This window comes from Hydrogenophaga sp. 5NK40-0174 (genome assembly GCF_040372165.1).
Lineage (GTDB): Bacteria > Pseudomonadota > Gammaproteobacteria > Burkholderiales > Burkholderiaceae_C > Hydrogenophaga.
Map to the genome: position 1 here is coordinate 220,940 of NZ_BAABWG010000002.1, position 23,479 is coordinate 244,418.

The 23,479-nt window shown below is 63.1% G+C and carries 20 protein-coding genes and 1 tRNA gene; 4 read left to right on the forward strand and 17 right to left on the reverse strand.

Annotated elements, in window-relative coordinates:
• Positions 1-44: 44 nt before the first annotated feature.
• Complete coding sequence (locus tag ABWV89_RS06675) at positions 45-680, forward strand: hypothetical protein (RefSeq protein ID WP_353395424.1); 636 nt, start codon at positions 45-47, stop codon at positions 678-680.
• Here ABWV89_RS06675 and mdoH read toward each other — a convergent pair.
• From mdoH to ABWV89_RS06710, 7 genes are all read right to left on the reverse strand, one after another.
• The gene (gene mdoH, locus ABWV89_RS06680) at positions 655-2,700 is read right to left on the reverse strand and encodes a glucans biosynthesis glucosyltransferase MdoH (RefSeq protein WP_353395425.1); all 2,046 of its coding nucleotides are present in this window, start codon (positions 2,698-2,700) and stop codon (positions 655-657) included. The two genes, ABWV89_RS06675 and mdoH, sit on opposite strands and share 26 nt — an antisense overlap.
• Entirely contained in the window at positions 2,673-4,250 is a 1,578-nt protein-coding gene (locus ABWV89_RS06685) for a glucan biosynthesis protein G (RefSeq protein WP_502903163.1), read from the reverse strand. Before ABWV89_RS06685 ends, mdoH begins: the two co-directional genes overlap by 28 nt.
• Before the next feature lie 191 nt (positions 4,251-4,441).
• The gene (locus ABWV89_RS06690; protein WP_353395426.1) at positions 4,442-5,845 is read right to left on the reverse strand and encodes a sigma 54-interacting transcriptional regulator; all 1,404 of its coding nucleotides are present in this window, start codon (positions 5,843-5,845) and stop codon (positions 4,442-4,444) included.
• A gap of 5 nt (positions 5,846-5,850) precedes the next feature.
• A complete protein-coding gene (locus ABWV89_RS06695; RefSeq protein WP_353395427.1) occupies positions 5,851-6,516 on the reverse strand; it encodes a hypothetical protein in 666 nt (221 codons plus the stop codon).
• Positions 6,506-7,924 (reverse strand): sensor histidine kinase, encoded by a 1,419-nt coding sequence (locus ABWV89_RS06700; protein ID WP_353395428.1) that lies wholly within the window; start codon positions 7,922-7,924, stop codon positions 6,506-6,508. The genes ABWV89_RS06695 and ABWV89_RS06700 overlap by 11 nt, the downstream gene beginning before the upstream one ends.
• A gap of 46 nt (positions 7,925-7,970) precedes the next feature.
• Entirely contained in the window at positions 7,971-9,332 is a 1,362-nt protein-coding gene (gene miaB, locus ABWV89_RS06705) for a tRNA (N6-isopentenyl adenosine(37)-C2)-methylthiotransferase MiaB (RefSeq protein ID WP_353395429.1), read from the reverse strand.
• Positions 9,333-9,489: 157 nt separating this feature from the next.
• Complete coding sequence (locus ABWV89_RS06710; RefSeq protein ID WP_353395430.1) at positions 9,490-9,861, reverse strand: hypothetical protein; 372 nt, start codon at positions 9,859-9,861, stop codon at positions 9,490-9,492.
• A 282-nt stretch (positions 9,862-10,143) separates the two neighbouring features.
• On the opposite strand from ABWV89_RS06710, the gene ABWV89_RS06715 reads away from it, so the two are divergent.
• Positions 10,144-10,704, forward strand: a complete 561-nt coding sequence (locus ABWV89_RS06715; RefSeq protein ID WP_353395431.1) for a lipocalin family protein — start codon at positions 10,144-10,146, stop codon at positions 10,702-10,704.
• A 56-nt stretch (positions 10,705-10,760) separates the two neighbouring features.
• Here the strand turns inward: ABWV89_RS06715 and ABWV89_RS06720 are convergent, their stop codons facing one another.
• From ABWV89_RS06720 to ABWV89_RS06740, 5 genes are all read right to left on the reverse strand, one after another.
• Positions 10,761-11,321 carry a YaeQ family protein gene (locus ABWV89_RS06720; protein WP_353395433.1) on the reverse strand — a complete coding sequence of 187 codons (561 nt, stop codon included), beginning with the start codon at positions 11,319-11,321 and terminating at the stop codon, positions 10,761-10,763.
• A 73-nt stretch (positions 11,322-11,394) separates the two neighbouring features.
• Positions 11,395-11,471 (reverse strand) — tRNA-Met (locus ABWV89_RS06725).
• Between the two features lie 36 nt (positions 11,472-11,507).
• Positions 11,508-13,115 (reverse strand): VWA domain-containing protein, encoded by a 1,608-nt coding sequence (locus tag ABWV89_RS06730; protein ID WP_353395434.1) that lies wholly within the window; start codon positions 13,113-13,115, stop codon positions 11,508-11,510.
• 120 nt (positions 13,116-13,235) lie between these two features.
• A complete protein-coding gene (locus tag ABWV89_RS06735; RefSeq protein ID WP_353395436.1) occupies positions 13,236-14,723 on the reverse strand; it encodes a hypothetical protein in 1,488 nt (495 codons plus the stop codon).
• 80 nt (positions 14,724-14,803) lie between these two features.
• Positions 14,804-15,598 carry an enoyl-CoA hydratase gene (locus tag ABWV89_RS06740; RefSeq protein WP_353395437.1) on the reverse strand — a complete coding sequence of 265 codons (795 nt, stop codon included), beginning with the start codon at positions 15,596-15,598 and terminating at the stop codon, positions 14,804-14,806.
• 196 nt (positions 15,599-15,794) lie between these two features.
• On the opposite strand from ABWV89_RS06740, the gene ABWV89_RS06745 reads away from it, so the two are divergent.
• Positions 15,795-16,628, forward strand: a complete 834-nt coding sequence (locus tag ABWV89_RS06745) for an enoyl-CoA hydratase-related protein (protein WP_353395438.1) — start codon at positions 15,795-15,797, stop codon at positions 16,626-16,628.
• A gap of 29 nt (positions 16,629-16,657) precedes the next feature.
• Here ABWV89_RS06745 and ABWV89_RS06750 read toward each other — a convergent pair whose 3' ends face one another.
• The 3 genes from ABWV89_RS06750 to ABWV89_RS06760 all read right to left on the reverse strand — a co-directional run bounded on the left by ABWV89_RS06750 (position 16,658) and on the right by ABWV89_RS06760 (position 20,525).
• Entirely contained in the window at positions 16,658-18,505 is a 1,848-nt protein-coding gene (locus ABWV89_RS06750) for a M61 family metallopeptidase (RefSeq protein ID WP_353395439.1), read from the reverse strand.
• 72 nt (positions 18,506-18,577) lie between these two features.
• Positions 18,578-19,300: a DsbC family protein gene (locus ABWV89_RS06755; RefSeq protein WP_353395440.1), complete on the reverse strand. Its 723-nt coding sequence runs from the start codon at positions 19,298-19,300 to the stop codon at positions 18,578-18,580.
• Positions 19,301-19,361: 61 nt separating this feature from the next.
• Positions 19,362-20,525, reverse strand: coding sequence for an FAD-dependent monooxygenase (locus ABWV89_RS06760; protein WP_353395442.1), 1,164 nt, complete (start codon positions 20,523-20,525; stop codon positions 19,362-19,364).
• A 77-nt stretch (positions 20,526-20,602) separates the two neighbouring features.
• On the opposite strand from ABWV89_RS06760, the gene ABWV89_RS06765 reads away from it, so the two are divergent.
• Positions 20,603-21,523, forward strand: a complete 921-nt coding sequence (locus ABWV89_RS06765) for an MOSC domain-containing protein (protein ID WP_353395443.1) — start codon at positions 20,603-20,605, stop codon at positions 21,521-21,523.
• Positions 21,524-21,546: 23 nt separating this feature from the next.
• Here the strand turns inward: ABWV89_RS06765 and ABWV89_RS06770 are convergent, their stop codons facing one another.
• Both ABWV89_RS06770 and ABWV89_RS06775 read right to left on the reverse strand, forming a co-directional pair.
• Positions 21,547-22,548 carry an XdhC family protein gene (locus ABWV89_RS06770; RefSeq protein ID WP_353395444.1) on the reverse strand — a complete coding sequence of 334 codons (1,002 nt, stop codon included), beginning with the start codon at positions 22,546-22,548 and terminating at the stop codon, positions 21,547-21,549.
• A complete protein-coding gene (locus ABWV89_RS06775; protein WP_353395445.1) occupies positions 22,545-23,465 on the reverse strand; it encodes a hypothetical protein in 921 nt (306 codons plus the stop codon). Before ABWV89_RS06775 ends, ABWV89_RS06770 begins: the two co-directional genes overlap by 4 nt.
• Between the last annotated feature and the right edge of the window lie 14 nt (positions 23,466-23,479).

The window sequence follows — 23,479 nt, forward strand, 5'->3', positions numbered from 1 at the left end:
GAAGTCAAGCCGCGACGGGCAAGCAGGCCGCATACTGCGGCACCATGTGGTTGACCGCCGTTGAATTGCTGATTCTGGCCAGCTCCGTGGTGGTGGCGCTGTGGTTGCGCCCGTGGAGGATGCTCAATGGCCCTTTGCTGACGCCTGCTTTGGCCGCTGTGGCGCTGCTCCCCTGGGTCTGGTTGTTGCCACAGAAAATGCCGCACGGCCTGCAAGTCCAGCTCTCTGGTGCCTGTTTGCTGGTTCTGATGCTTGGCTGGCCTCTGGCCACACTGGTGCTGTGCGCCGTGGCGGTTGTGGTTTGGCTTGCTGGTCAGGCCGAGGTCACCAGCGTGCTGGCCCAGCTGACGTGGCTGGGGCTGGTGCCTGCAGCGTTCACACTCGGCATTGGCGCGCTGATACGGCGCTGGCTGCCGCCTCACCTTTTCATCTACACGCTTGGCCGCGGTTTCCTGGGAACAGCCGTGGCCTTGTTTGCCGCCGGCAGTCTTCAGGAGTTGCTGCACCGCCTCACTGGCGGTGTTGGCATAGAGAACGCGCTGGTGGCCAGATGGCTGATGGCCTGGGGCGATGCCTTTCTGACGGGCATGTTCTGCGCCATCTTCGTGGCGTTTGTACCCCAGTGGATGGCCACCTGGTCGGATGAGCGCTACCTCAAGCCGCCTTCGTCGAAGCCATAGCCAATGACGGCGTAGCACGCGGAGCGGTGGCCGCCAGTGCATGGCGCCAGGCGCGGCGAAGGACGGCCGGCGACCAGGATTCCTCTGGAATGAGCAGGGCACCACGCTGGCGCCAGCGGGCACCGAGGCGGTCGTGGCCCGTGACCACCGAGAATGGAATCGATACCAGCAGTGGAAGGCCAACGGGCAGCAGCCACACCAGGGCTTCGGGTTCATGCAAGGCAATGCCGATCGTGGCAAACACCATGAACGAGGACATGGGTGCCAAACGCGCAAAGGCTTCGCGCCAAGGGACGCCAGCGGCTTCCCGCGGAGGCGACTTCCACTCAAGCTTGAGGCCGGTCAGGGCGACGATCACAAATAGCGAGTGACTGATCATGCGAATGGGCGCCTGGACCATGGCCAGGAGCGACTCGAGAATGGCCGATCCGATCAACTTGATGCCACCGCCAAACGCGCGCTGCTGGCCCCGGATGAACACAGCCGCGACCCCCAGAACACGCGGCAGGAACAGCATGCCAGCGGTCCATGCCCACAGGAGGACGAGCTCAGACTGCACGATCTGCCAGGCTGATGAAGCAGACTCTGCGCCCAGCCAGAGGCCAGTGCCCACAGCCAGGAAGGCCAGCCACATCGGGGCGCTCAGGTAGGACATGGCGCCGACCACAAACATGGCACGGTGCACGCGGTGAATGCCGGGTTCAGCCATGAGGCGGGAATTTTGCAGGTTGCCCTGACACCAGCGACGGTCGCGCTGCAGTTCGCTGAGCAGGTCAGGTGGCTGCTGTTCGAAGCTGCCGCCCAGGTCGGAGACCAGCCACACGTGGTAGCCAGCGCGGCGCATCAGGGCCGCTTCGACAAAGTCGTGCGACATGATGGAGCCAGCCAGACCGCCCTTGCCTTCGATGGGTGCAAGCGCGCAGTGCTTCATGAAGGGCTCAATCCGGATGATGGCGTTGTGACCCCAGTAGTGGGACTCACTCAGTTGCCAGAACTGCATGCCCAGTGTGAACAAGCGGCCGGTGACACGAGCGGCGAATTGCTGGGCGCGAGCGTGCAGCGTGTTGTGGCCGACGGCCTGAGTGGCGGTCTGGATGATGCCGGCCTGCGGGTTGGCTTCCATGAGCTTGACCAGGCTGGTCAGGCAGTTGCCACTCATGACGCTGTCCGCATCGAGAACAACCATGTAGTCGTAGTCCTTGCCCCAGCGGCGGCAGAAATCGGCGACGTTGCCAGCCTTGCGGTGTGTACGGCGGGTGCGCAGTCGGTAGTAGACCTCGACAGATGCCTTTCCGTCGGGACCGGTGAGCGTGGCCCGCAGTTGCTCCCAGGCAGCACGCTCTGCCGCAATGGTTTCGGCGTTGTAGCTGTCCGAGAGAACAAACACGTCGAATTGCTGGGCGTGATGGGTTGATGCCAGCGACTCGCAGGTGGCACGCAGACCGGCGAAAACCGTGGCCACATCTTCGTTGCAGATGGGCATGATGACCGCCGTGCGCGCATCAGGGTTCATCGGGTGATGACGCACCGATGCGCCGCTGATGCTGTGCTTGTCGCCTTTGATCAGCACCCAGAAACCCATGATGGCAGTGACAAAGCCAGTCACCAGCCATGTGGAGAGGATGACAAACAGGCCCATGTGAACCAGTTGCAGCCAGGTGGGCTCCTGGATGGGCTGTGTGTGCTGGAACAGAACCGCTGCCGTGGCAGTGCTCAAAGCAGTGAGTGCAATGAAAGCGGTACGCCGCAGGCTGGCCGCCTGCTCACGCGATCGCTCTGCGGCGGTGGCCGTGTCCCGGCGGAACCTGGCCAGCCAGGGGTTGGCTGGACGCACGCCGGGAAGACTGTTGAGAAGGCCGCGACCGAGGCTGCGCCAAAAGCCGACCCATGGGACGGGCGTCATGGATCCGCGATGGATCGGAGGGGCGGTGATCATGTCGTCTTCGTTCGAGCGTGTTGGCGCAATGGCGGTGACGACAGGCTGGGACTTCTTTACTCGGGCAACTGCAGTTGTGTCCATGTTTCGCTCACAGTGTCGTTTTCGTGTTGGAGAAAGGCGCGCAGCTCGATGGGGCGGGCTGCATCCAGGCGGCGGACGCGCAAGCTGGCGCGCCACATTCCGGGTTGTGAATGGGGGTAGGCGATGGCTTCAAGCACTTCGCCATTGGCGTCAGCCGTGGCCACGAGACTGACCTTGGCGTCGCGCTCGAGCTTGCTCAGCGCAGGTCCGGCAAAGTCGATGACGTAGTGAATCTGCTCGCGCTGCTCTGCTTCCGACAGCCGCGTGTAGCCGAAGCCGATCCGCGACTGGACGGTCCAGGCCGACGGTGGACGCTGGTCGGCGTCGCTTTGCCAGAGCAGGTCATACTGAAGGCGCAGCGGTTCGCCCGGGGCGGGCAACTGTGCCGGAACCCAATACGCAACGATGTTGTCGTGGGTTTCGTCCGGCGTGGGCAGCTGTACCAGCTCGACCCGCCCGTCGCCCCATTGCCCAACCGGACGCACCCACGCGCTGGGGCGACGCTCGTACCGGGCCTCGATGTCTTCGTAGTTGTAGGCATGGCGGTCACGCTGCATCAGGCCAAAACCCTGCGGGTTGCGCATGGCAAACGAGCTGACAGTGATCTGCCTGGGGTTCTGCAATGGACGCCAGAGCCACTCGCCATCACCCGTGGCCATCATCAGTCCGTCAGAGTCGTGCACTTCCGGCCGGAAGTCGCCGGGCCGGGGCTGGTTTTCGCCAAAGAAGAACATGCTCGTCAAAGGCGCCACGCCCATCGTGTGCACCGGATCGGCACCCTGGCGCACAAAGATGCGGGCATCGACACGGGTCACGGTCTGCTCGCCGGGTTCGATGGTGAATTCGTAGGCACCTGTCACGCGCGACGATTCCATCAGGGCGAGCAGCTTGACCGACTTGGTGGTGGCGTCTGCAGGGCGCTGCAGCCAGAACTGGGTGAAGCGGGGAAACTCCTCGCCTTGGCCGCCCACAGTGTCGATGGCGAGTCCACGCGCCGACAGGCCGTACTGTTGCCCTGCGCCCAGTGCGCGAAAGTAGCTTGCGCCCTGGAAAACAACCAGCTCATCCTTGTAGGCCGGGTTGTTCAGCGGGTAGTGCAGGCGAAAGCCTGCAAAGCCGAGGTCGCCCCATTGGCCGGGTTTGACGATGTTCTTGCCATAGTCGAACAGGCGATGGCTGTAGGCGATGTGCTGCACAGAGCCGTCGGGCAGGATTTCATGAATCTGGACGGGTGCTTTCTGGTACAGGCCCAGATGGAAGTACTGCGCCTCAAACGGCAGGGCTTGCTCGCGCCATGTGCTCTGGTCCGTCTTGAAACGGATGTCACGTACCTGGTCGTAGTCGAGTTTGGCCAGCGTGGGCGGGAGCTCGTGCCGGGGTTCTTGCCAGGCCTTTTGAGCGGCGGCGCGTGCCAGAGACTCGACATCTGCCATGCCAAAGCCCGCCGCCTGGCTCCAGGAGGTCGAGGCGGCCAACGCCAAGCCAAGCCAGAGTCGTGCGGACCGGCCGAGCAGGTTTGACGAAGAAAAATGGGCGAAACACAGGTTCATGCCCCTTCTAGGGCAAACCCTGTGCCAGGGCTGCAAAACCCAGTCAAATCAAGGCTTTCAGCCGTAACGGGGTGTGCTTTTCGGGCGCTGCCATCGCGCCATGCTGCGCTGCACCCTGTTTTTGTCGCCGTCTGGCGACAGCTGCCGCTCGTGTGGGTGAAACACCCAATGAAATCAAGGGCTTGGGGCTGTCACTGATCAGCGACAGGCTTGTTGTCCGATTCGTCGGGTGGTGCACCCGCATCGCTTTTGAAGGACCCCGGTGTGAGCTCGTGCTTTTGCAGCAATCGATAGAACTCGGTTCTGTTTCGCTGCGCCAGGCGGGCAGCATCGGCCACATTGCCATCGGTCATTTTGAGCAGCCCGACCAGATAGTTGCGCTCGAAGCGCTGCCGGGCATCGGCCAGACTGAGCACCTCTACGCTGGGTGTGCGCAGGGCGCGCTGGACCAGTGCGAGAGAGACCAAGGGCGTGGTGGACAAGGCGCAGGCCTGTTCGACCACGTTGTAGAGCTGGCGCACATTGCCAGGCCAGGTCGCCATGGTCAGGGCCTTGAGGGCTTCCGGAGAGAAGCCGGAGAGCCGTTTGTCGTACTTGCGGGCGAGCCTCTTCAGGAAATGGTTGGCCAGCAGGGGAATGTCTTCCCGCCGTTCGCCCAGGGTAGGCAGGTGCAGGGTGACGACATTGAGCCGGTAGTACAGGTCCTCCCGGAAATGCCCCTCCGCCATGGCGGACTCGAGGTTGCGGTGCGTGGCTGAAATGATGCGCACATCGACCGGAACCGACTGGCTGGAGCCCAGAGGGCGCACTGCGTGTTCTTGCAGCACCCTGAGCAGCTTGACCTGGAGTGCCAGCGGCATGTCGCCGATTTCATCGAGCAGCAGTGTTCCGCCGTCTGCGGCCTGGAAGAGGCCTTTGTGATTGCTCACGGCATCCGTGAACGCCCCTTTCATGTGACCGAAGAGTTCCGACTCCAGCAGCGCTTCAGGAATGGCGCCACAGTTCACGGCCACGAACGGCTTTTTGGCCCGGGCGCTGGCTTTGTGGATGGCCTGGGCGAGCACTTCCTTGCCCGTGCCGCTGTCGCCCTGAAGCAGGACGCTGGCGTCGGACTTGGCCACCATGCGCGCTTCCGCCAGCAGGTCGGCCATGCGGTTGGAGTGGCTGATGATGTCGGCTCTCCAGGCCTCGCGCGCGGGCTTGGCGTCGCTGCCGGAGGGCGCGCTCAGGGCCAGCGCCGCGTGAATTTTCTCCAGCAGCTCTTTGGCGTCGTAGGGTTTGGTGAGATAGGAGTACACGCCTCGGGCCGTTGCCTCCACTGCGTCCGGGATGGTGCCGTGGGCCGTCAGAAGGATGACGGGCAGCGAAGGATGCCTCGCCCGTATCTCATCAAACAGTGCCAGACCATCGCGGCCGGGCAGACGGACGTCGGAGAGCACCAGGTGCGGGCGTTCGATATCGAGTTGGCCCAGGGCGGCTTCGGCCGAACCCACGGCGGTGACCTGGTAGCCAGCGGCATTGAGGCGCATCGACAGCAGACGCAGCATGTCTGCGTCGTCGTCAACCACCAGCAGTTTGGCCTTGTGTTCGGACATGGGCATCAGGATCCCGGTGCGCGTGGCGGGGCGCCGGGGGACATGGGGTTGGGTGAGAGGCTGCGCTCGATGGCCCGCATGGCTTCCAGCCGGCTGTTGAGTGCTTCGATCTTGCGCTGGTACTCGCGCGCGATCTGGGTCTGGCGTTCCGCCTGTTCTTCCAGTCGCCGTTGTTCGAGCAACCGGGCCATCAGCACACGCACCAGTGGCTTGAGTGGTTCGATGGCGGTGTCTGCGCTGGCATCGGTCTTCTGCAAAAGGGCCAGGGCCCTGGCAGTGTCCGCTGCACGCCGGGTATTGATCAGCGTCAGCGCCACACGCAACTGCCTGTCGACGTCATCGCCTGGCTCACCCAGGGCGGCGAGCTCGGCTGTCAGGCCGGCAGGCGTCATTGACCGCAATTCGGTCATGTACACCAGCACCTCCTCAAGGGTGAAGAAGCGCAGAGGCCGTGGCTTGGGCGCTGGTTCGATTTTCTCTGGAGCGGGAGGGGCGTGTATCGGCTCGGCCGCGGGTACCGCGACAGGCGCTGAGTCGACGGCGGCCGGAGGTGGCGCTGGGGGAGGAGGGCTGGCGCAGGCCGAGGCCAGGGCGCAGGCAAGACTGACCGCCAGCCAGCGCAGCCGATGGGCCGTGTGGTCGTGCGTGATGCCGGTGGCTTCAGTTCGCATGTGGCAACTCAATCCTGAAATGGGCGCCCTCGCGCCCCTCGAGCAACTCAATTTTCCCACCATGGGCATTGATGTATTCCTTCACGATGGACAGCCCGACACCAGAGCCTTTGACGGCGTCCTGGGGCTGCCTCTCTCCCCTGAAAAATGGCTCAAATATGCGTTGCCGGTCCAGCTCCGATACGCCGGGGCCGTCATCCTGAACATCGATGGCGACCCTTCCGGGCAATGACAGTATGCCCAAGCGGATACGCCCGCCCACCGGCGAGAACCGGATCGCGTTGGACAGCAGGTTGCCAAACGCCGAAGCGAGCTTCTCGGTGTCCACTGGCATCGTGACCGATGGACCCTCCACCCGCACATGAAGCTGCTTGGCCTGCCAGCGCAGCCGCTGACTGTCAACTTGCGACTCCAGCATGGCGAGCAGGTCGACCGGGGTTCGCTTGAGCTGGCGCGCATCGAAAGCCGCTGCATTGAAACGCAGCAGGGCTTCGATCTGTGACTGAAGCTCGCCAGTGTTGTGGCGCAGGATCTGCACCACTTCGTCCTGACTGGGGTTCAAGGGGCCGGCCACACCATCGCTGAGCACGGCCACGCCTTCGTGCATGGATGCCAGCGGCGTCTTGAGCTCGTGCGAAATGTGGCGCAGGAAGCGGGCCTTGTCGGCATCGAGCTCGGTCAGGCGCAATCGCAACCATTCGAGCTGCTGACCAACCTGCCGCACATCGTGCGGGCCGGGGATGTCGATGGGGTGTTCCAGTCGGTTCTCACCGAGCCCGATGATGGCCTTTTCCAGTCGCCGAAAAGGGCGAGACAGCCACAGGCCAGACCCGATCGCCAGAAGTGCCGCCAAAACGATCGCGCCCAGTACCAGGCGGGTCAACCGCTGCTGTGTGTTGGTCAGCCGGGTCTGTAGCGCCGCGTTGCGGTTGGTGATGATGTTCTGGACTTGCTGGGTGATTGCTGCGTTGTGTTCACCCAGATCCCGAAAGGCCTGTGCCACCGCCTGATCACGCTCGAACATGGTGGCTTCGTCACCCTCGAGCTGTGCCACAGCCTTCTCGAGCTGATTTCGCCAGGCACTGGCCGTCTTGGATGGCAGCTCATTTTCTTCCAGGCGTGCCAGGACATCGCGGGACTGGCCAGCGAGGTCTTCGAACTGCTGGCGCAGCTGCTGGTCCCTGAGGACCAGCGACTGCCTGGCCGAGCGCTCCATGGCCAGTGTCTGCTCGGCCAGGGACTGGGCCGCTGTGCTGAGCTCGATGGCTTGCATGTTGCCTTCGCGTCCCTGGTCCATGAGGGACTCCATCGAAACCAGCGCCTGCACGGCAGCACCGCCGAGCAAGCCACCAACCACCACAAAGGCGGCCAGCATCAACTGGGTGAACGAAGGACGAAAGAAGGCCATTGGCAGCTTGTCGGGCGGTTGCGTCTTGTCTTTTTTGTTGAATCGGTCAGAGCGTTTCGCGCACCAGAACTTCGCCGCGCAGCGAGTGGGGCAGCGCTTGCGTGATCTTCACATCAATCATCTGTCCCACCAGGCGAGCGCTGTTGGGTCCGCCATCAAAATTGACGATGCGGTTGCATTCGGTGCGACCCATGAGCTCGGCGGGATTCTTGCGTGACGGCCCTTCGACCAGAATGCGCTGGATGGTGCCTTCGCGGCTGGCGCTGATGCGGCGAATGTTCTCTTCCAGCGTTGCCTGCAGATGTTGCAAGCGCTTGAGCTTGACCGCGTGCGGCGTGTCGTCGGGGAGGTTGGCTGCTGGCGTGCCCGGGCGCGGGCTGAAGATGAAAGAGAAACTGCTGTCGAAACCCACATCGGTGATGAGCTTCATCATCTTTTCAAAATCTTCCTCCGTCTCGCCGGGGAAGCCGACGATGAAATCGCTGCTCATGGAGATGTCGGGGCGCACGGCGCGCAGCTTGCGGATGATGCTCTTGTACTCCATGGCGGTGTAGCCGCGCTTCATGGCCATGAGGATGCGGTCGGCGCCGTGCTGTACGGGCAGGTGCAGGTGACTGACCAGTTTGGGCACCTTTGCGTAGGTGTCGATCAGGCGCTGGGTGAATTCGTTGGGGTGGCTTGTGGTGTAGCGAATGCGCTCGATGCCCGGGATCTCGGCCACGTACTCAATGAGCAGAGCAAAGTCGGCAATCTCGTCCGAATCGCCCATCTTGCCGCGATAGGCATTGACGTTCTGGCCCAGCAGGGTGATTTCCTTGACGCCCTGGTCCGCCAGCTCGGCCACTTCCGTCAATACGTCTTCAAACGGGCGGCTGACCTCTTCGCCCCGGGTGTAGGGCACGACACAGTAGCTGCAGTATTTGCTGCAGCCTTCCATGATGGAGACAAAGGCCGATGCGCCCTCCACGCGGGCAGGGGGCAGGTGATCGAATTTCTCGATTTCGGGGAAACTGATGTCGACCTGGGGCTTGGCTCTGGCCTCACGGGCTTTGAGCATCTCCGGCAGGCGGTGCAGGGTCTGGGGGCCAAACACCACATCGACGTAGGGCGCGCGTTTGATGATCTCTTCACCTTCCTGGCTGGCCACACAACCACCTACGCCGATGAGCACGCCCTTTTCCTTGAGGTGGCGCACCCGGCCCAGGTCGGAGAAGACTTTTTCCTGGGCCTTTTCCCGAACCGAGCAGGTGTTGAACAGAATGAGGTCGGCTTCTTCCGGATTTTGCGTGGATTCGTAACCCTGGGCAGCGCCCAGCACATCGGCCATCTTGTCCGAGTCGTACTCGTTCATCTGGCAGCCAAAGGTTTTGATGAAGACTTTCTTGCGGGAGTTGGTGGTGTCGGTCATGGCAAGGAGGTGGGCACGCGCTGCAGCCAGCCGCTGGCGTGCTCGAATGAAGGGTGTATTGGCAGGTGGCCGGCATGCGGATTGCCCGGGCCACCGAACCGCCTGCAGGCAGGCGGTGAATGAGAAAAAAGGGAGGAGGGGGGGCGCCTCCGGGCGCTCAGTCGCCAGCGCGTGGGCGGTCGAGAGCGGCTTCGGCTTCGTTGAGGATCCAGACCTGATGGATCTTGCCCGCGTTGTCCGGCAGGTAGTTCACGATCAGCTTCTCGCCAACCAGTGTGCCGGAGAGGACGATGGTGTTGCGCGTATTGAAAATGCGGGCGCCGGGCGTCAGGCGGGTCGGCTGGCCATCCATGGTGACAACAGGTGGCTTTTGCACGATCAGCGTCCCGCGCAACGCCTTGGGCGGGAAGTTCCGCACGTTGGACTTGGCGACGGCTGGTACCGAAGCGCATGCGAGGGCCAGAACAGACGCGCCGAGCAAGGTGCGTCGGCCGAAAGCGGATTGGTCGATTTTTGAACAGCGGTTCATGGTGTAGATCCAGAGGCTGGTTGACTCATGTGGGGTGAAAGGCACATTGTCTCATGTGGCTGCCGCCCCAGGTGTGTCCGAAGCTTGCATTGCGTCATCATTGCAACGACTTTTGTGGCAAGGCGGATTCGGCAAGGCTGGCAGCCCATGGGTGAAAATGGGGTTTCACGGGGCAGGTTGTCACGGCAGATGGTTGCTTTGAGCCTCTTTTTCGCGCACTCCGGCGCGTGACGCGAAGGCGTTCGCCCCATTGCATTGCCTGAAACAAGGATCGATGAACGAATGACAAATCCATCTGTTGCGCAAGTGGTCCGGCAGCTGTTGATGGGCGCATTGATCATGGGGCTGGCAGCGTGCTCGACGGCGCCACCCAAGGGTTTGGAGCCCGTCAACGGTTTCGATGCGACGGAGTACGCGGGCATCTGGTACGAAATCGCGCGCCTGGACAATCGATTCGAGCGCGGGCTGGAGAGCATCACTGCGCAGTACACCTTGCAGGCTGATGGCAGCGTGAAGGTTGAAAACCGTGGCTACAACCCTGAGAAAGACGAGTGGAGACAGGCGGACGGAAAGGCCCGGTTCAGGGGCGAGCGGGATATTGGCTCACTCGAGGTTTCGTTTTTCGGGCCGTTTTATGCCGGCTACCACGTGGTGGCGCTGGCGCCTGACTACAGCTGGGCGCTGGTGGCCGGTGGCACAGACCTCGAGTTTTTCTGGATTCTGGCGCGCGAGCCAGTGTTGCCTGACGATGTAAAGGTCAGGCTGCTGGAGAAAACGAAGTCATTGGGAGTGGACCCGCAGCGCCTTATCTGGGTGCGGCATCTGGCGCGCCCCCCTGCCTGACCGGGCTGAATCGGGCCCAAGGGCAGCGGCGCTGCCGCTTGAGAACCTCTTGAGCACTACTTGAGTCGGGTGGGCTCGATGAGCACGCTGCCCAGGGCAGAGCTGATGGTGAGGGTTCCGTCCTGGATCGTGGCCTGAATCTGCATGCTGCGCTCGGCCAGTTCGGCCAGCGCCTGAGACTGTTCTGCCGGCAGGCACCAGATGCTGAGCTTGTCCAGGCGGCTGACCTTGTTCTGCAGGTTCTTCCACCACACATCAGCCTGTGAAGCATAGGCGTACACCAGCACCGTGTCGGCCTGGCTGCAGGCTTTGGCCAGGGGTTTGTCTTCTGGCTGGCCCACTTCAATCCACAGGCGCTTGCGGCCGGTGAAGTCGGTCAGGTGAACGTCCGGGTCGCTCGGGTCGCACAGGCCGGCGCCAAATGCCAGGGTGCCGTCTCCGTTGCAGGTGTCCTGGAGTTCGTGAGCATTGAGTGCCAGTGCCGCCAGCCGCACCATCATGCGCTCATCGGTTTCGCTCGGGTGGCGGGCCAGCGTGAGCGAATGGTCGGCATAGTAGCCGTTGTCGATGTCGGCGATGCCAAGCGACGCCTTGAAGATGGTGGATTTGAGGGCCATGCCTTGCTCGGTACCCGGAGTCCGGAAATGAAAAAAGCGGACCTGGTAACTGCCAAGATCCGCTTTTCAAGTCTGGTGGCGATAGGTGGACTTGAACCACCGACATCAGCATTATGAATGCTGCGCTCTAACCAACTGAGCTATATCGCCGCAAGAATGGAATTATATGCCAGATTTTCGGGGTCTTCAAGCGTCATCGGCGGAAATCGTGGGGAAGGCGGCGAGTTCCTCCCGGATCAGGCGTCCGATGAGCTGGTCCAGCGTGGAGACCGAGTAGTTCTTCACGTCGTGCACGGTTTCACGGCCGGGGCCACTGCCCGGGTCTTCGGCCCGGTCATAGGTGAGGAACACAAATCGGCCACCAGTGAACTGGGCCAGCTGGCGCTGGATGTACTCGCCCTGGGGATCAAGCCCACTGGCGCCCACGCTGAAGATCTTGATGCCTTTGCCGGCAGCCGCCACCATGGCCTCGTCGTAGCGGGGCCGGTCCTGACCCAACTGCGGCGGTGCGTCGGCGAGCAGCACGACCATGCGGGTGGTGCCATTGCCGCGCCAGCTCAGCTGGTGCACGGTCTCGTGCAGGGCTTCACTCATGGCTTCAGGCGTGTCGCCACCGCCTCCGGCCTGCAGGAGGTTGAGGACTTTCTGAAAACCCGAGAGGTCGTTGGTGAAGTCGTGCGTCCGCAGCAGGAAAGCGTCGCCCCTGTCCCGGTAGGCCACCAGGCCAAAGCACAGGTCGGGCTGGCTGGGCAGTTGAGCCGCTTCGTTGGCGATGGCCTGGATGCTCGCTTTGAGCTTGGCGATTTCGTCGCCCATCGAGCCAGTGGCGTCGACCATGAACACCAGATCCAGGCTGGCGCGGTGGTAGGTCTGTGCTTTCTGGATCTGGATTTCCACCGCGCTTTTCTGGCCTCGTTGCAGGTAGCTGCGGCCCATCGCCTTGCCCTGGTGGGCGATGACTTCGAACAACTCGGTGTTCGCCGTCTTGAAGGCGTTCGGGTGCAGCCAGGCCTTGCCGGCGGAATCGGTTCGGACCCAGAAGGTTTCGCCTTGGGCCGAGCGCACCTCCACCTCGGCGTCTGGCACCGGCTTGCCCAGGCTGTTCTTCACTTCCAGCAGATAGCGTTCGCGGATGTCCCTCTCTTCATGGCGCACCTGGGTGCGGTCTCGGAAGGCGAGGTATTCGGAGAAGTCGGCGTTGTCGTTGACCATGCCGGCGGTCACCACGGGCCGCTGTGGCGGCGCGACCAGGTGCGAATCCACGCCAACATCGGCTGGTGCGACCGCCGTGGCCTTGTCGGCGAGCTCGGCAATGGGGGCTGCTGCAGGCGAGGAGGTCACGGGTGGGCGCTCGGCTTCCACCATGGGTGCGACCAGCTCTTCAGCGCTGCGCTTGATTCGTGCACTGGCGCGCGCCCTCTCCTTGCGGCTCTCCAGCTTGGGCGCCGCCGGCTTGGCCAATGTGTCGCTGCCCTCGCTGAGCCCCGCGATGCTGACGGCTGCATCCGATTCTTCCTCGGCGCCCTGCAAGGCGGCCGGATCGTGCCACCGTGTCTGGCGAGTTTGGGCCGGGCGCTTGCAATGGGTGGCGCGGGGCGAGTCAAATCCGCGTTGAGCGCTCATGCCGGCCTGCTGGGACAGAGGGACCAGATGGTCCTCGTTCACCGCTGGCCGCATTTCGCGTGCATGCGCGCTGTAGGTCAGGCCGGTCAGCAGCAATGGGCCGCACATGAGGGCAGCGACGGCCCGCTGCAAAGAGGTGGCACGACGGGGGTGGTTTTTCTTCGGCATCATGAACTCCTGGGTGGGTGATGCCGGTTGGACGCAGCGCCGAGCCAAACGGGGTTAAATGTTGCGCTCTTTAGTTGCAACAAATTGCTTCAGGTTTGTGCCGAACGTGCGCGCTTTGTTGGGTCAGATGGGCAATTCATAGGTTTTCCCTGCGTCCCCCAGCACGGTACTGCGTTCTCGAAGCAGCACTCTGAGGACCTTGCGCTCGGGGTTGTATTCGAACGCGTCACCGGTGAACACATCGCGCATGTCGGCGGGGGCGTTGCGCACCCAGTCGGCACTGACCTTACCGGGGGCGATGCCCTGGCGGCGCGCTTCCAGCGTGAGGCGGGTAGCGGCGGCGAAGTTGCGCAGGTCGGCGATTCGGGTGCCGAAGCTCGCGTAGTTCGGCTCAGCCACGGACATCAGAATGATTCCTACGCCATTGCGGCCCAGCGCGCCGCAAATGGCCATGTTTTGCTGCGTCAGGAGGGGGAAGCCGGGGCATGGGCGTCCACTGGCTTGCTCTTGGGGTGCCACGGCCATGCCGCTGGCCGACAGGTGAGCGTTTTTGGCGCCACGCAGCACCATGTCGGCATGGATGTTGGACGTGGCGCTTTCGTCGAAGACAGTTTTGCTCAATGCGCGTCGCCAACTGGATCCCGACGTCATGGAGGCGAGCAAGTCGTTCTGGAGTGACAAGAAGAACGTACGTTCGTTTTCCACCGCTGGAACAATGGCGTCGACCATGTTGTCTGTCGTCCGGGTCAGTTCCACGAGTGCAGCCCAGTCACTGGCCGATGCCGAGCTGTCCTGCTCGAGGGCAAGGTTGTGAATAGCCAGCAGATGATCTGTCTGGGCCACTGCGGCGATCATGGCGCTGATGAGGTTTTGGTTGGCGAAAGTGGGCCATGCCTCGATGAGATGCATCCAGTCGGCCTCTGCTGCCTGACGGTTGCCATCACGCCATGCCGCTCGAAGGTTTGCCACTTTGCTTCGATTGACGGCGATCAGTTCGCTGAATTTGGGGAGTGGGTCACTGAAATTCTCTGCACGAATCGACCTGCTGGTGCTGTCCATTGCTGTGTCGAATCGTTGTTCAAGGTGTGCGTGCAAGGGCGCTTTTGCAGCTTGTGCCCATTGCGATGACGTCCACCCAAGCTCTGGCCGTGCTTGTTCACTTCGATCGGGCGCAGCGAGCAGCGCTCTACCTTCGGCACAGGCAATGGTGCGCGCCTCGCGTTGTTGTTCCAACACGCCTGCCTGGGCTTCGGCTGCCGAGTCTTCCGCTTCAGCAACTTCGCTCAAAGAACGAGTGTTGGCCTCAGGCCGAGTCGACCGGGCAGCCTCCAGCACACACCGACCATACGCCACCGGGTCCATGTCGGCAGGCGCCAGAAAGCCCATCAACAGCAAGCCGCCGTCGGAGTCAACGTTCCCTGCTTGCACACGCTCATCCAGCGCCAGGCGCTCGGGTGTGGGTGCTTCGGGGGTGGCGATGAAATACAGGCGCTGCACGACCCATAGGCCGAAAACCAGCAAGACGGCCAGCACACTGTTGCGAATCCAGCGCAGCACGCGGCGCCAGCCTGAGCGTGGTGCAGGCAAGGTGGTGTCGATAGGGCTTGTCATTGTTGTGTGCTTCCTCCCGGTGGCGCGCAAAAAAAGCTGGCAGGCAACACCTGGCCTGCCAGCCCCCGTTTCCCCGTACTTTACGCGTTCTTGAATGTTGGCTTGCGCTTGTTCACGAATGCGTCCATGCCTTCTTTCTGGTCTTCGGTGGCGAACAGCGCGTGGAACAGGCGGCGCTCGAACATCATGCCATCGGACAACGGGCCCTCGAAGGCGCGGTTGACGCATTCCTTGGCGGCCATGACGCTGGGCAGGGAGAACTCGCAAATCATCAGCGCGGCGCCCAGGGTTTCTTCCATGAGCTTGTCCAGCGGCACCACGCGGCTGACCAGGCCGGCGCGTTCGGCTTCTTCGGCATCCATCATGCGGCCGGTGAGGGCCATGTCCATGGCTTTGGCCTTGCCCACAGCGCGCGGCAGGCGTTGCGTGCCACCGGCGCCGGGAATGATGCCCAGCTTGATTTCGGGCTGGCCGAACTTGGCATTGTCGGCGGCGATGATGAAGTCGCACATCATGGCCAGCTCGCAGCCACCGCCCAGAGCGAAGCCGCTCACCGCAGCGATCACGGGCTTGCGGATGCTGCGCAGGGTTTCCCAGTTGCGGGTGATGTAGTCGCCCTTGTAGACGTCAGTGAAACTGTACTTGGCCATGGCGCCAATGTCGGCGCCGGCGGCAAAGGCTTTCTCGCTGCCGGTGACGACCATGCAGCCGATGGCTTCGTCGTTGTCGAAGGTCTTGAGGGCGGTGCCCAGTTCGTCCATCAGCTGGTCGTTCAGGGCGTTGAGCTGTTTGGGCCGGTTGAGCGTGACGATGCCGACGCGGCCTTCGGTGCGCACGGTGATCAGCTCGGGGGTGGACGCGGTGGTGTCGCTCATGGTGTGGGTTTCCTCGGGTGGGTTTGAGGCGCGGTTTGGCGCATCATTGCTAATTGACGTAAACGTCAACTATAGCGGCTGGATATGACAAGTCCATGGGAAATTCCTTTTTTTCGACCGATCGGTCGGTCAATGCTAGAGTTGGCGCTTTCTTGGCCAAACATTGAGACGACTCGCCCACCGGAGACAAACTGACATGAGCCCAGCCGAAGCCACCATCGCTGCCGCAACGGACACCGTGCTGTACGAAGAGCGGGGCGACGTTGCCCTGATCACCCTGAATCGGCCGGAGGCGCTGAACAGCTTCACCCGCCAGATGCATGCTGACCTGTGGGCAGCGCTGGACAAGGCCGAAGCCAATCCGGTGATTCGTGCGGCTGTCATCACTGGCGCGGGCCGCGGCTTTTGCGCCGGTGCCGATTTGTCAGAGTTCGACTTCACGCCGGGCCCCAACCAGGTGGAGCGGGCCGACCCGGGGCCTGTGATCGAGCAAGCCTTCAACCCCACGGCGCGCAAGCTGCAGGCGTTGCAGATGCCTGTGATTGCAGCGGTCAACGGCGTGGCCGCCGGTGCAGGCGCGTCGCTGGCCATGTGCTGCGACATTGCGCTGGCCACGCCCAAGGCGAGTTTCATCCAGGCCTTCAGCAAGATCGGCCTGATTCCCGACGCGGGCGGGAGCTGGCTGCTGGTGGAGCGTCTGGGTCTGGCCCGCGCCATGGCGCTGGCCATGACAGGCGACAAACTCGGCGCTGCCCAGGCCAAGGAGTGGGGAATGATCTGGGACGTGGTGGAGGGCGAGCCGTCCGACTGTGTGGAAGCCGCACTGGCCATGGCCGGCAAGCTCGCCAAGATGCCCACCAAGGCACTGGTGAGCACCCGTCACCTGCTCAGGGCCGCAGGCACCCGCAGCTTTGATGCGCAGCTGGACGCGGAACGCGATGCTCAATCCGCACTGGGCAAGACGCACGACTACTTTGAGGGCGTGATGGCGTTTCTGGAGAAGCGGCCACCTGCTTTCAAAGGCGAATGATGTACTCGCCCTGAGACATCTTCAGGGCGTCAGCCGTTCAGCCAGGCTCTGACGGTGGCTTCCTGGTCCACTGCCAGGCGAACCACCTTGGCGGGTGCTGGCCATGACATGGGCAGGCGCAACAGCTGTTTGTCGCGGGAGACAAGCGCCGTCAATGAACTGCGCCCATGGAGGTACAGCTCCAGATCCTTGAGTTCATTCACCCGCCAGGCTTCAGAGGCTTGCCCACGCTTGGCCGGCGGCAATTCAACGCCCAGCCATTCGTCGCCAGCGGCCAGGCCGGCCTCGTCGGCCGCGCCACCGCGCAGTACGGTCTTCACCGTGACGATGCCGTTCTGTTCCTGAACGCGCAGACCCAGACGTTGAGCCAAGGGCGCTGGCGCAGTGCTGACCTTGACGCCCGATCCCTTCAGAAGCTCGTCGACGGGCAAGTCGTTGCGACCATGGATCCATTGGTCGAGCAGAGGGTTGAACGCCTTGCCGCCGCTGAGTTGCTGCAGGACAGCGCGAACGTCACTTTCCTTGAGGGGCCCATCGCCGCAACGAGCCCACAGTGCGCGCATGACTTCGTCCAGTGTGCTGCCGTGCTTTTGCCGCAAGGTCTGGTCAATGCACAAGGCCAGCAATGCGCCCTTGGTGTAGTAGCTGACGGTGGCATTGGGCGTGTTCTCGCCCACGCGGTAGTACTTCACCCAAGCATCGTAGCTCGCCTGCGCCAGACTCTGGATGTGCCGCCCCGGAGTCTGCAGTACCTGATTGAGCGATTTGGCGAAGAGCTTGAGGTAGGTGGCGTCGTCCACCAGGCCGGCGCGGCGCAGAAACAAATCGTCGTAGTAGCTGGTGAAGCCTTCAAAGAACCACAACAGCTCGGTGTAGTTCTCCCGTCCGTAGTCATAGCGGGCGAACTCGGCCGGCCGCAGGCGCTTGACGTTCCAGGTGTGGAAGTACTCATGGCTGATCAGGCCCAGCAGCGTGGTGTAGCCATCACCCACCTTGGGCTCTTTGGGCAGGGAAGGTTCGCCAGATGTCGGCTTGCGAGGCAGGTCGTTGCGCTGGCAGATGAGGGCGGTGCTGTAGCGGTGTTCGAGTCCGCCGTAGCCGGTGCCGCTGGCAAACAGCATGAACAGGTAGCGGTCAAACGGAGGCTTTCCGTCCGGGCCGTGCCAGAACGCCATCTGTGTTTCGACGATCTTCCGTGTGTCGGCCAGCAGGCGGTCGCCATCGAACCAGGCACCGGTGCCGCTGACGACGAAGCGATGGGGCACGCCGCGAACGGTAAATTCCCCGCTCCAGAAAACACCCAGCTCCACCGGAGAGTCGGCCAGTTCGTCATAGTGGCTGGCCAGGTAGCGGCCAAAGCCGTCCGCATCGCAGCGCTGGGGCTTGAGGGCTGTGGCGGCCTGCCAGCCATCGGGCGATGTGCCTCGCTCCAGCGTGAGTGTGCATGGCTCGTCTTCACGGCCATGCACTCGCAGACAGGTGGCGGTGGGGTTGAAGAATCCCCGCGTGACATCGAGATAGGCGGTGCGCACCGAGGCGTCAAACGCATAGACCTCGCAGCTCACCTTCAATGGCTTGCCGGGCTGGACGCCTTCTGCCATCCAGGTGTGCTTGTCCAACTGCTTGAGCCGTACCGCCTCGCGCCCCTGTGTCGCTCGAAGGTTCTGCAGGTGCTGCGAGAACTCGCGCACCAGGTAGCTGCCGGGAATCCAGACCGGCAGGCTCAGCTTCTGACGGGTGGCCGGCGCATCGACAACCAGCACCACCTCGAACAGGTGCGATGCTGGCCGTTTGACGCTGACCGTGTAGTGAATGCCCGCCTTGGGCCTTTTGCCGCGAGGGGTTGAGGCGGAGGGTTTGGTGGAAGCAGCAGGCATTGGCACGGTCATATGGGGCGCGAAGGCGCTGATGAAAGAAGTGGCCGGTGACGGAGCGTGCCGGCCAGGGGGTTACTGGCCGGGATGCTGCTTCTTGAGTTCTGCTTCGACCTTCTCCGCAGCGACGGCGCCCGGCACGCGCGTGCCGTCGGCAAAGAACAGGGTCGGCGTGCCGGTGACGCGAAGCTTGCGGCCCATTGCCACGTTGCGCGCAAGCGCATCGGCATCACAACTCGCTTCGGCGGGCGTCTTGTTGTTCAGCATCCAGTCATTCCAGGTCTGGCCCTTGTCTGCCGCGCACCAGATGTTGCGCGACTTGATGGCGGAGTCCTTGCCCAGGATCGGGTAGAGGAAGACGTGAACCGTGATGTTGTCGATCGTGCTCATGTCACGCTCGAAACGCTTGCAGTAGCCACAGTTCGGATCTTCAAAGATGGCCAGCTGGCGTTTGCCATTGCCGCGCACCAGCGTGAAGGCATCCTTGAAAGGCAAATCCTTGAAGTCAATGGCGGTGAGCTTGGCGATGCGCTCGTCGGTGAGGTCAACGCGCTTTTGCGTATCCACCAGCGAACCTTGAATCACGAAATCGCCTTTTGCGTCGGTGTAGAGGATTTCGCTGTCATTGATGCGCACCTCGTACAGACCCTTCATGGGTGTCTCACGAACCTCGTCGATCTTGGGCAGGTTGGGCAGGCGGGCGGGCAGGTTCTTGCGGATCAGTGCTTCCTGCGCCAGAGCGTTCATGGACAACGCGCCGAGCAGGCCCAGCAGCAAGGTGGATTTGAGGAGTTTCATGTCTTCCCGGTGAATTGGTATGGATAAACGTTGTCTTGGCTCAAGCGAAGGGCAGTTCGCGCTACAGGCCCATGGCCTGACGTGTCAGCCATTGCTTGACGGGCCCCAGGCGGTTCACACCGCTCAGCCCCCGGTTTCGCAGGGTCTGAAACGCTTCATGGCGATGCTCGAACAAGCCAAAGAGACCATCGGTCAGCAGGCTCATTGCACTCACATCGGCTTGCCGTGACCGCTCATAGCGGCGCAGCAGTTTGGGGTCGCCCACACTGCGCCAGTACTCGCGCTCACGCATGACCTTGGCCAAAGCCGCAACGTCACCGAGCCCGACATTGAGCCCCTGGCCAGCCAAGGGGTGCATGGCATGGGCGGCATCGCCAGCCAGTGCCACACCGCCCGTGGCAGTGCTCAGGGTCCATTGGCGTGCGCGTGACCGTTCCAGCGGCCAGGCCTGTGGCGCGTGTTCCAGCGTCATGTCGCCCAGCGCATGGTCGCAGCGCTCGCCAATGGCTTGTGTCAGGTCAGCAGCGTCTTTGCTCAGCCACTCGTCTGCTTCAGCCTTGTTCAGAGACCACACCAGCGCCACAGAGTTCCCCTCCGCGCCGCCAAGTGGCAGCAAAGCCATGATCTGGCCGTCGCGAAACCATTGTCGGGCGATGCCGCCGTGCTGTTTCTCACATTGCAAGCGAGCGGCGATGGCCTTGTGGGGGTAGGGGCGGGTGTCGAACTCAATACCCAATGCCTCGCGTGTCCGGGAGCGTTTGCCTTCGCAGATGACGGTCAGGGGCGCCGCAGCAGGTGCCTCTGAGAGGCAATCGATGCTGCCCTGGAATTCCACTGCATTGGCCAAACGTGCTTCCAGACCGGGCACATCCACAATCCAGGCCAGTGCGTCCACCTGCGCGTCGCCGGCCAGAAAATCGAGTTCGCCACCGGCGTCGCCGTGAACCTCCATCGCCATCACGGGGGTAGTTGCCGCGGGCTGCTGGCCATCGGATGGCCAGGCTCGCACCGACTCCAGCAAGGCTTTTGAGGCGGCATTGATGGCATAGGCCCGAACGTCCGGACGCTGCGCATGATCTGCAGGTCTGGCTGGCTCCACCAGGGCCACCTTCAGGCGTTCCTGGGCAAACAGCAAGGCAAGTGTGCGGCCGACGATGCCTGCGCCGCGCACGACGACGTCGTAGCGCTTGGCTGGCTGGGTCTTGGGAGAGCTGGGGTTGACCATGGGGACATTGTAGGAGGAGGGCAGAATGGGCGCTTGTCCCGGCTTTTTCGGGAAGTTTGAAGAGATTTGTGGGGTCCATGGCTATTTCCGACAGCAGCTCAGCCTTTTCGCCTGTTTCCGGGTGGGATGACCGGCCCAGAGGCCGTGTCTCCGGTTTGTGGATCTATCCGGTCAAATCGTGCGCGGGCGTGTCGATGGAGGCCGCACTGCTGACGCTGACGGGCCTGGCGCATGACCGCGAATGGATGGTGGTGGACGCCCAAGGTCGGTTTGTGACGCAGCGGGAACTGGCCGCCATGGCGCTCATCCGCCCCAGCCTCAATGAGGTGGCGCTGGTGCTCACCGATGCGGCAGGCCGGCAGGCGCCGCTGCACATCAGCCTGTCTCCAGATGGCGAGCGTCTGTGCCGGCGGGTTCAGGTCTGGCATGACCATTGCGACGCCTGGGACGAGGGCGAGGACGCCGCTCACTGGCTGCAAGGCGTGCTGGGGCAGGCCGGATTGCGGCTGGTGCGCTTTCCCGCTGGTCAGCGCCGTGTCTGCGGTATGGAATGGACTGCGGGAGTTGAGTACCCGGTGATGTTTGCCGATGGCTTTGGCATTCTGGTGGTGGGCCAGGCGTCAGTGGATCATCTTAATGAGCACCTGGAGCGGCAAGGGCAATCAGCTGTCTCCATTCGACGTTTCAGGCCCAACGTGGTGTTGTCCGGCATGGAAGCCCATGATGAAGATCGCATGGGTAACTGGCGGGTGATGCTGGGAGGCGGCGACGAGGCCGCGTTCGCTTGCGTCAAACCGTGTGCGCGCTGCCCGATTCCGGATGTGGATCCCGATACCGGTGAGCGCGGACACCATGTGGGCGATGCGATCCGCCGGTACAGGGCTGATCGCCGCCTGAATGGGGCCATCACCTTCGGCATGAATGTGGTGGTGAACAGCGGTGCAGGCCAGACACTGCGGGTGGGCGACGCCTTTGAAGGTGATTGGGTTTTTGACTGATCTTTTGCAGCGGTCCAGAGGACCTAGCAGGTGGTGCACACGGTCTTTGAGCCTGCCCAGTTGCTCAGCGGTCCGCTCAGATCCATGCCGCGTCGCTTGGCGGTCATCTCCGCCACGATGCTCATGGCGATCTCTGGCGGTGTGAGTGCGCCCAGGTTCAGCCCAACGGGGCCGTGCAAGGCTGAAGCTTCTGCTTCGCTGACGTCGAACTCCAGCAGGCGCTGACGTCGCTTGGCGTTGTTCTGCAATGAGCCGAGTGCGCCCACGTAGAAAGCGGGCGTTCGCAGGGCTTCCATGAGTGCCAGGTCGTCGAGCTTGGGGTCGTGTGTGAGGGCGACCACAGCGCTGTGGGCATCGAGATTCATGGCCAGCACCAGGTCGTCCGGCATTTCACGCGACAAGGTGACACTTTCCAGTCGCTCCCATCCCTCGTGGTATTCCTCGCGCGGCTCACACACCGTGACCTGGTAATCCAGCATCGTGGCCATGCTGGCCAGATAGCGCGAGAGCTGACCACCGCCGATGATGAGCAGGCGCAATCGCGGGCCGTGCACGGTCGCAAGCGTCTGGCCGTCGAACTGTACCCGGTCGCCATCGTCGGTCATTGTCAGTTGGGCCACGCCAGTGGTCATGTCCATGCGGCGCAGCACACGTTGGTGGTTTTCGATGGCGGCCAGGAGTTCGCGCAATCGGGAGGCTGGCGTCAGGGGCTCCAGCACCAGTTGCACAGTGCCGCCACAAGGCAGGCCGAAGCGCCGGGACTCTTCCGCCGATTCGCCGTAAGTGGTCGTCTCAGGCTTGCGCAGCGCGAGTTCGCCTTTTGCTACACGCGAAATCAAATCGTCTTCAATGCAGCCACCGGAGACAGAGCCGGCCACCTGCCCGTCGTCGCGGATCACCATCAGTGAGCCAGGCGGGCGAGGGGCTGAGCCCCAGGTGCGCACGACGGTGCCCATGACCACGCGGTGGCCGCGCGACTGCCAGTCGAGAGCGGTTCGGATAACGTCGATGTCCAGGCTGTTCATGAAGCGTCTCTCCAATGGGCGGCTCCGGCTGGCCGTGTGGGATGTTGGGGGTGTGTGGGATGTGAGGTGCTCATGGATGGGGTGCGTTGGAGCAGCGGAATCAGGCTGAACAGGGCCAGCGCGCACCATGCGGCCTGCAGCGCTTGCGGCCCCAGCGTGGGCGACCACCAGCCCACTGCGAGCAACAGCAGAGGGCCCGCCCAGAGCCGACCGGGAAACACGTGGACGGTGCCCGATGACGGTGCGACGGCCCAGGCTGCGACGACCAGAAAGGTTCCGCCCAAGTGCCACACAGGCTGGCTCGACCAGGCGAGCAAGGTGCATCCGGTTAACAGCACGAGGATCGATGCCATGGACAGCTGTTTCGGGTGAACGCGCGCATGTGCTCGGCCATGCCAGAACGCCAACAGCGGCGTCACGATCAGCGGCATGCCGGCCATCAGGGCCAGGTGCCACGCCACGATTTCCGTCAGTTGCCAGTTCGAGCCGCCAGCCGCACACCACTGGCCAGCCAGCCACATGCTTCCCATCATCAGGCCCATGGCTTGCCCGGACAAGGTCGGCAGCGGGCTTTCCTCTGGAGGGCGCAGGCTTGCGCTCCAGACGCCCCAACTGACAGCGCCCAGCATCAGGCAAGCGAGGGCGTGGCCGCTCGGACCCCGCCATGCCAAAGCCACAAGGATCAGCGTGGTGCAGGCCACCGCCATAGGCCGCAGGGGGTGCGCTTGGAGGCGGCCAGGCAGCGCCGTTGTCGGCACAACACTTCTGGTGGCCCACCACAGCACCACAGGCCACACGCCGCTGGCGAAGGACCAGCTCACCTCCTGCCCGAGCCATCCCAGCAGCAGCCAGGCCAGCCAGGCGTCTGCCTGGCGCCACGCCGCCACGGAAAGAAAAGCTTGTCGTTGCTGGGCCATGGATGGGCTTTTGT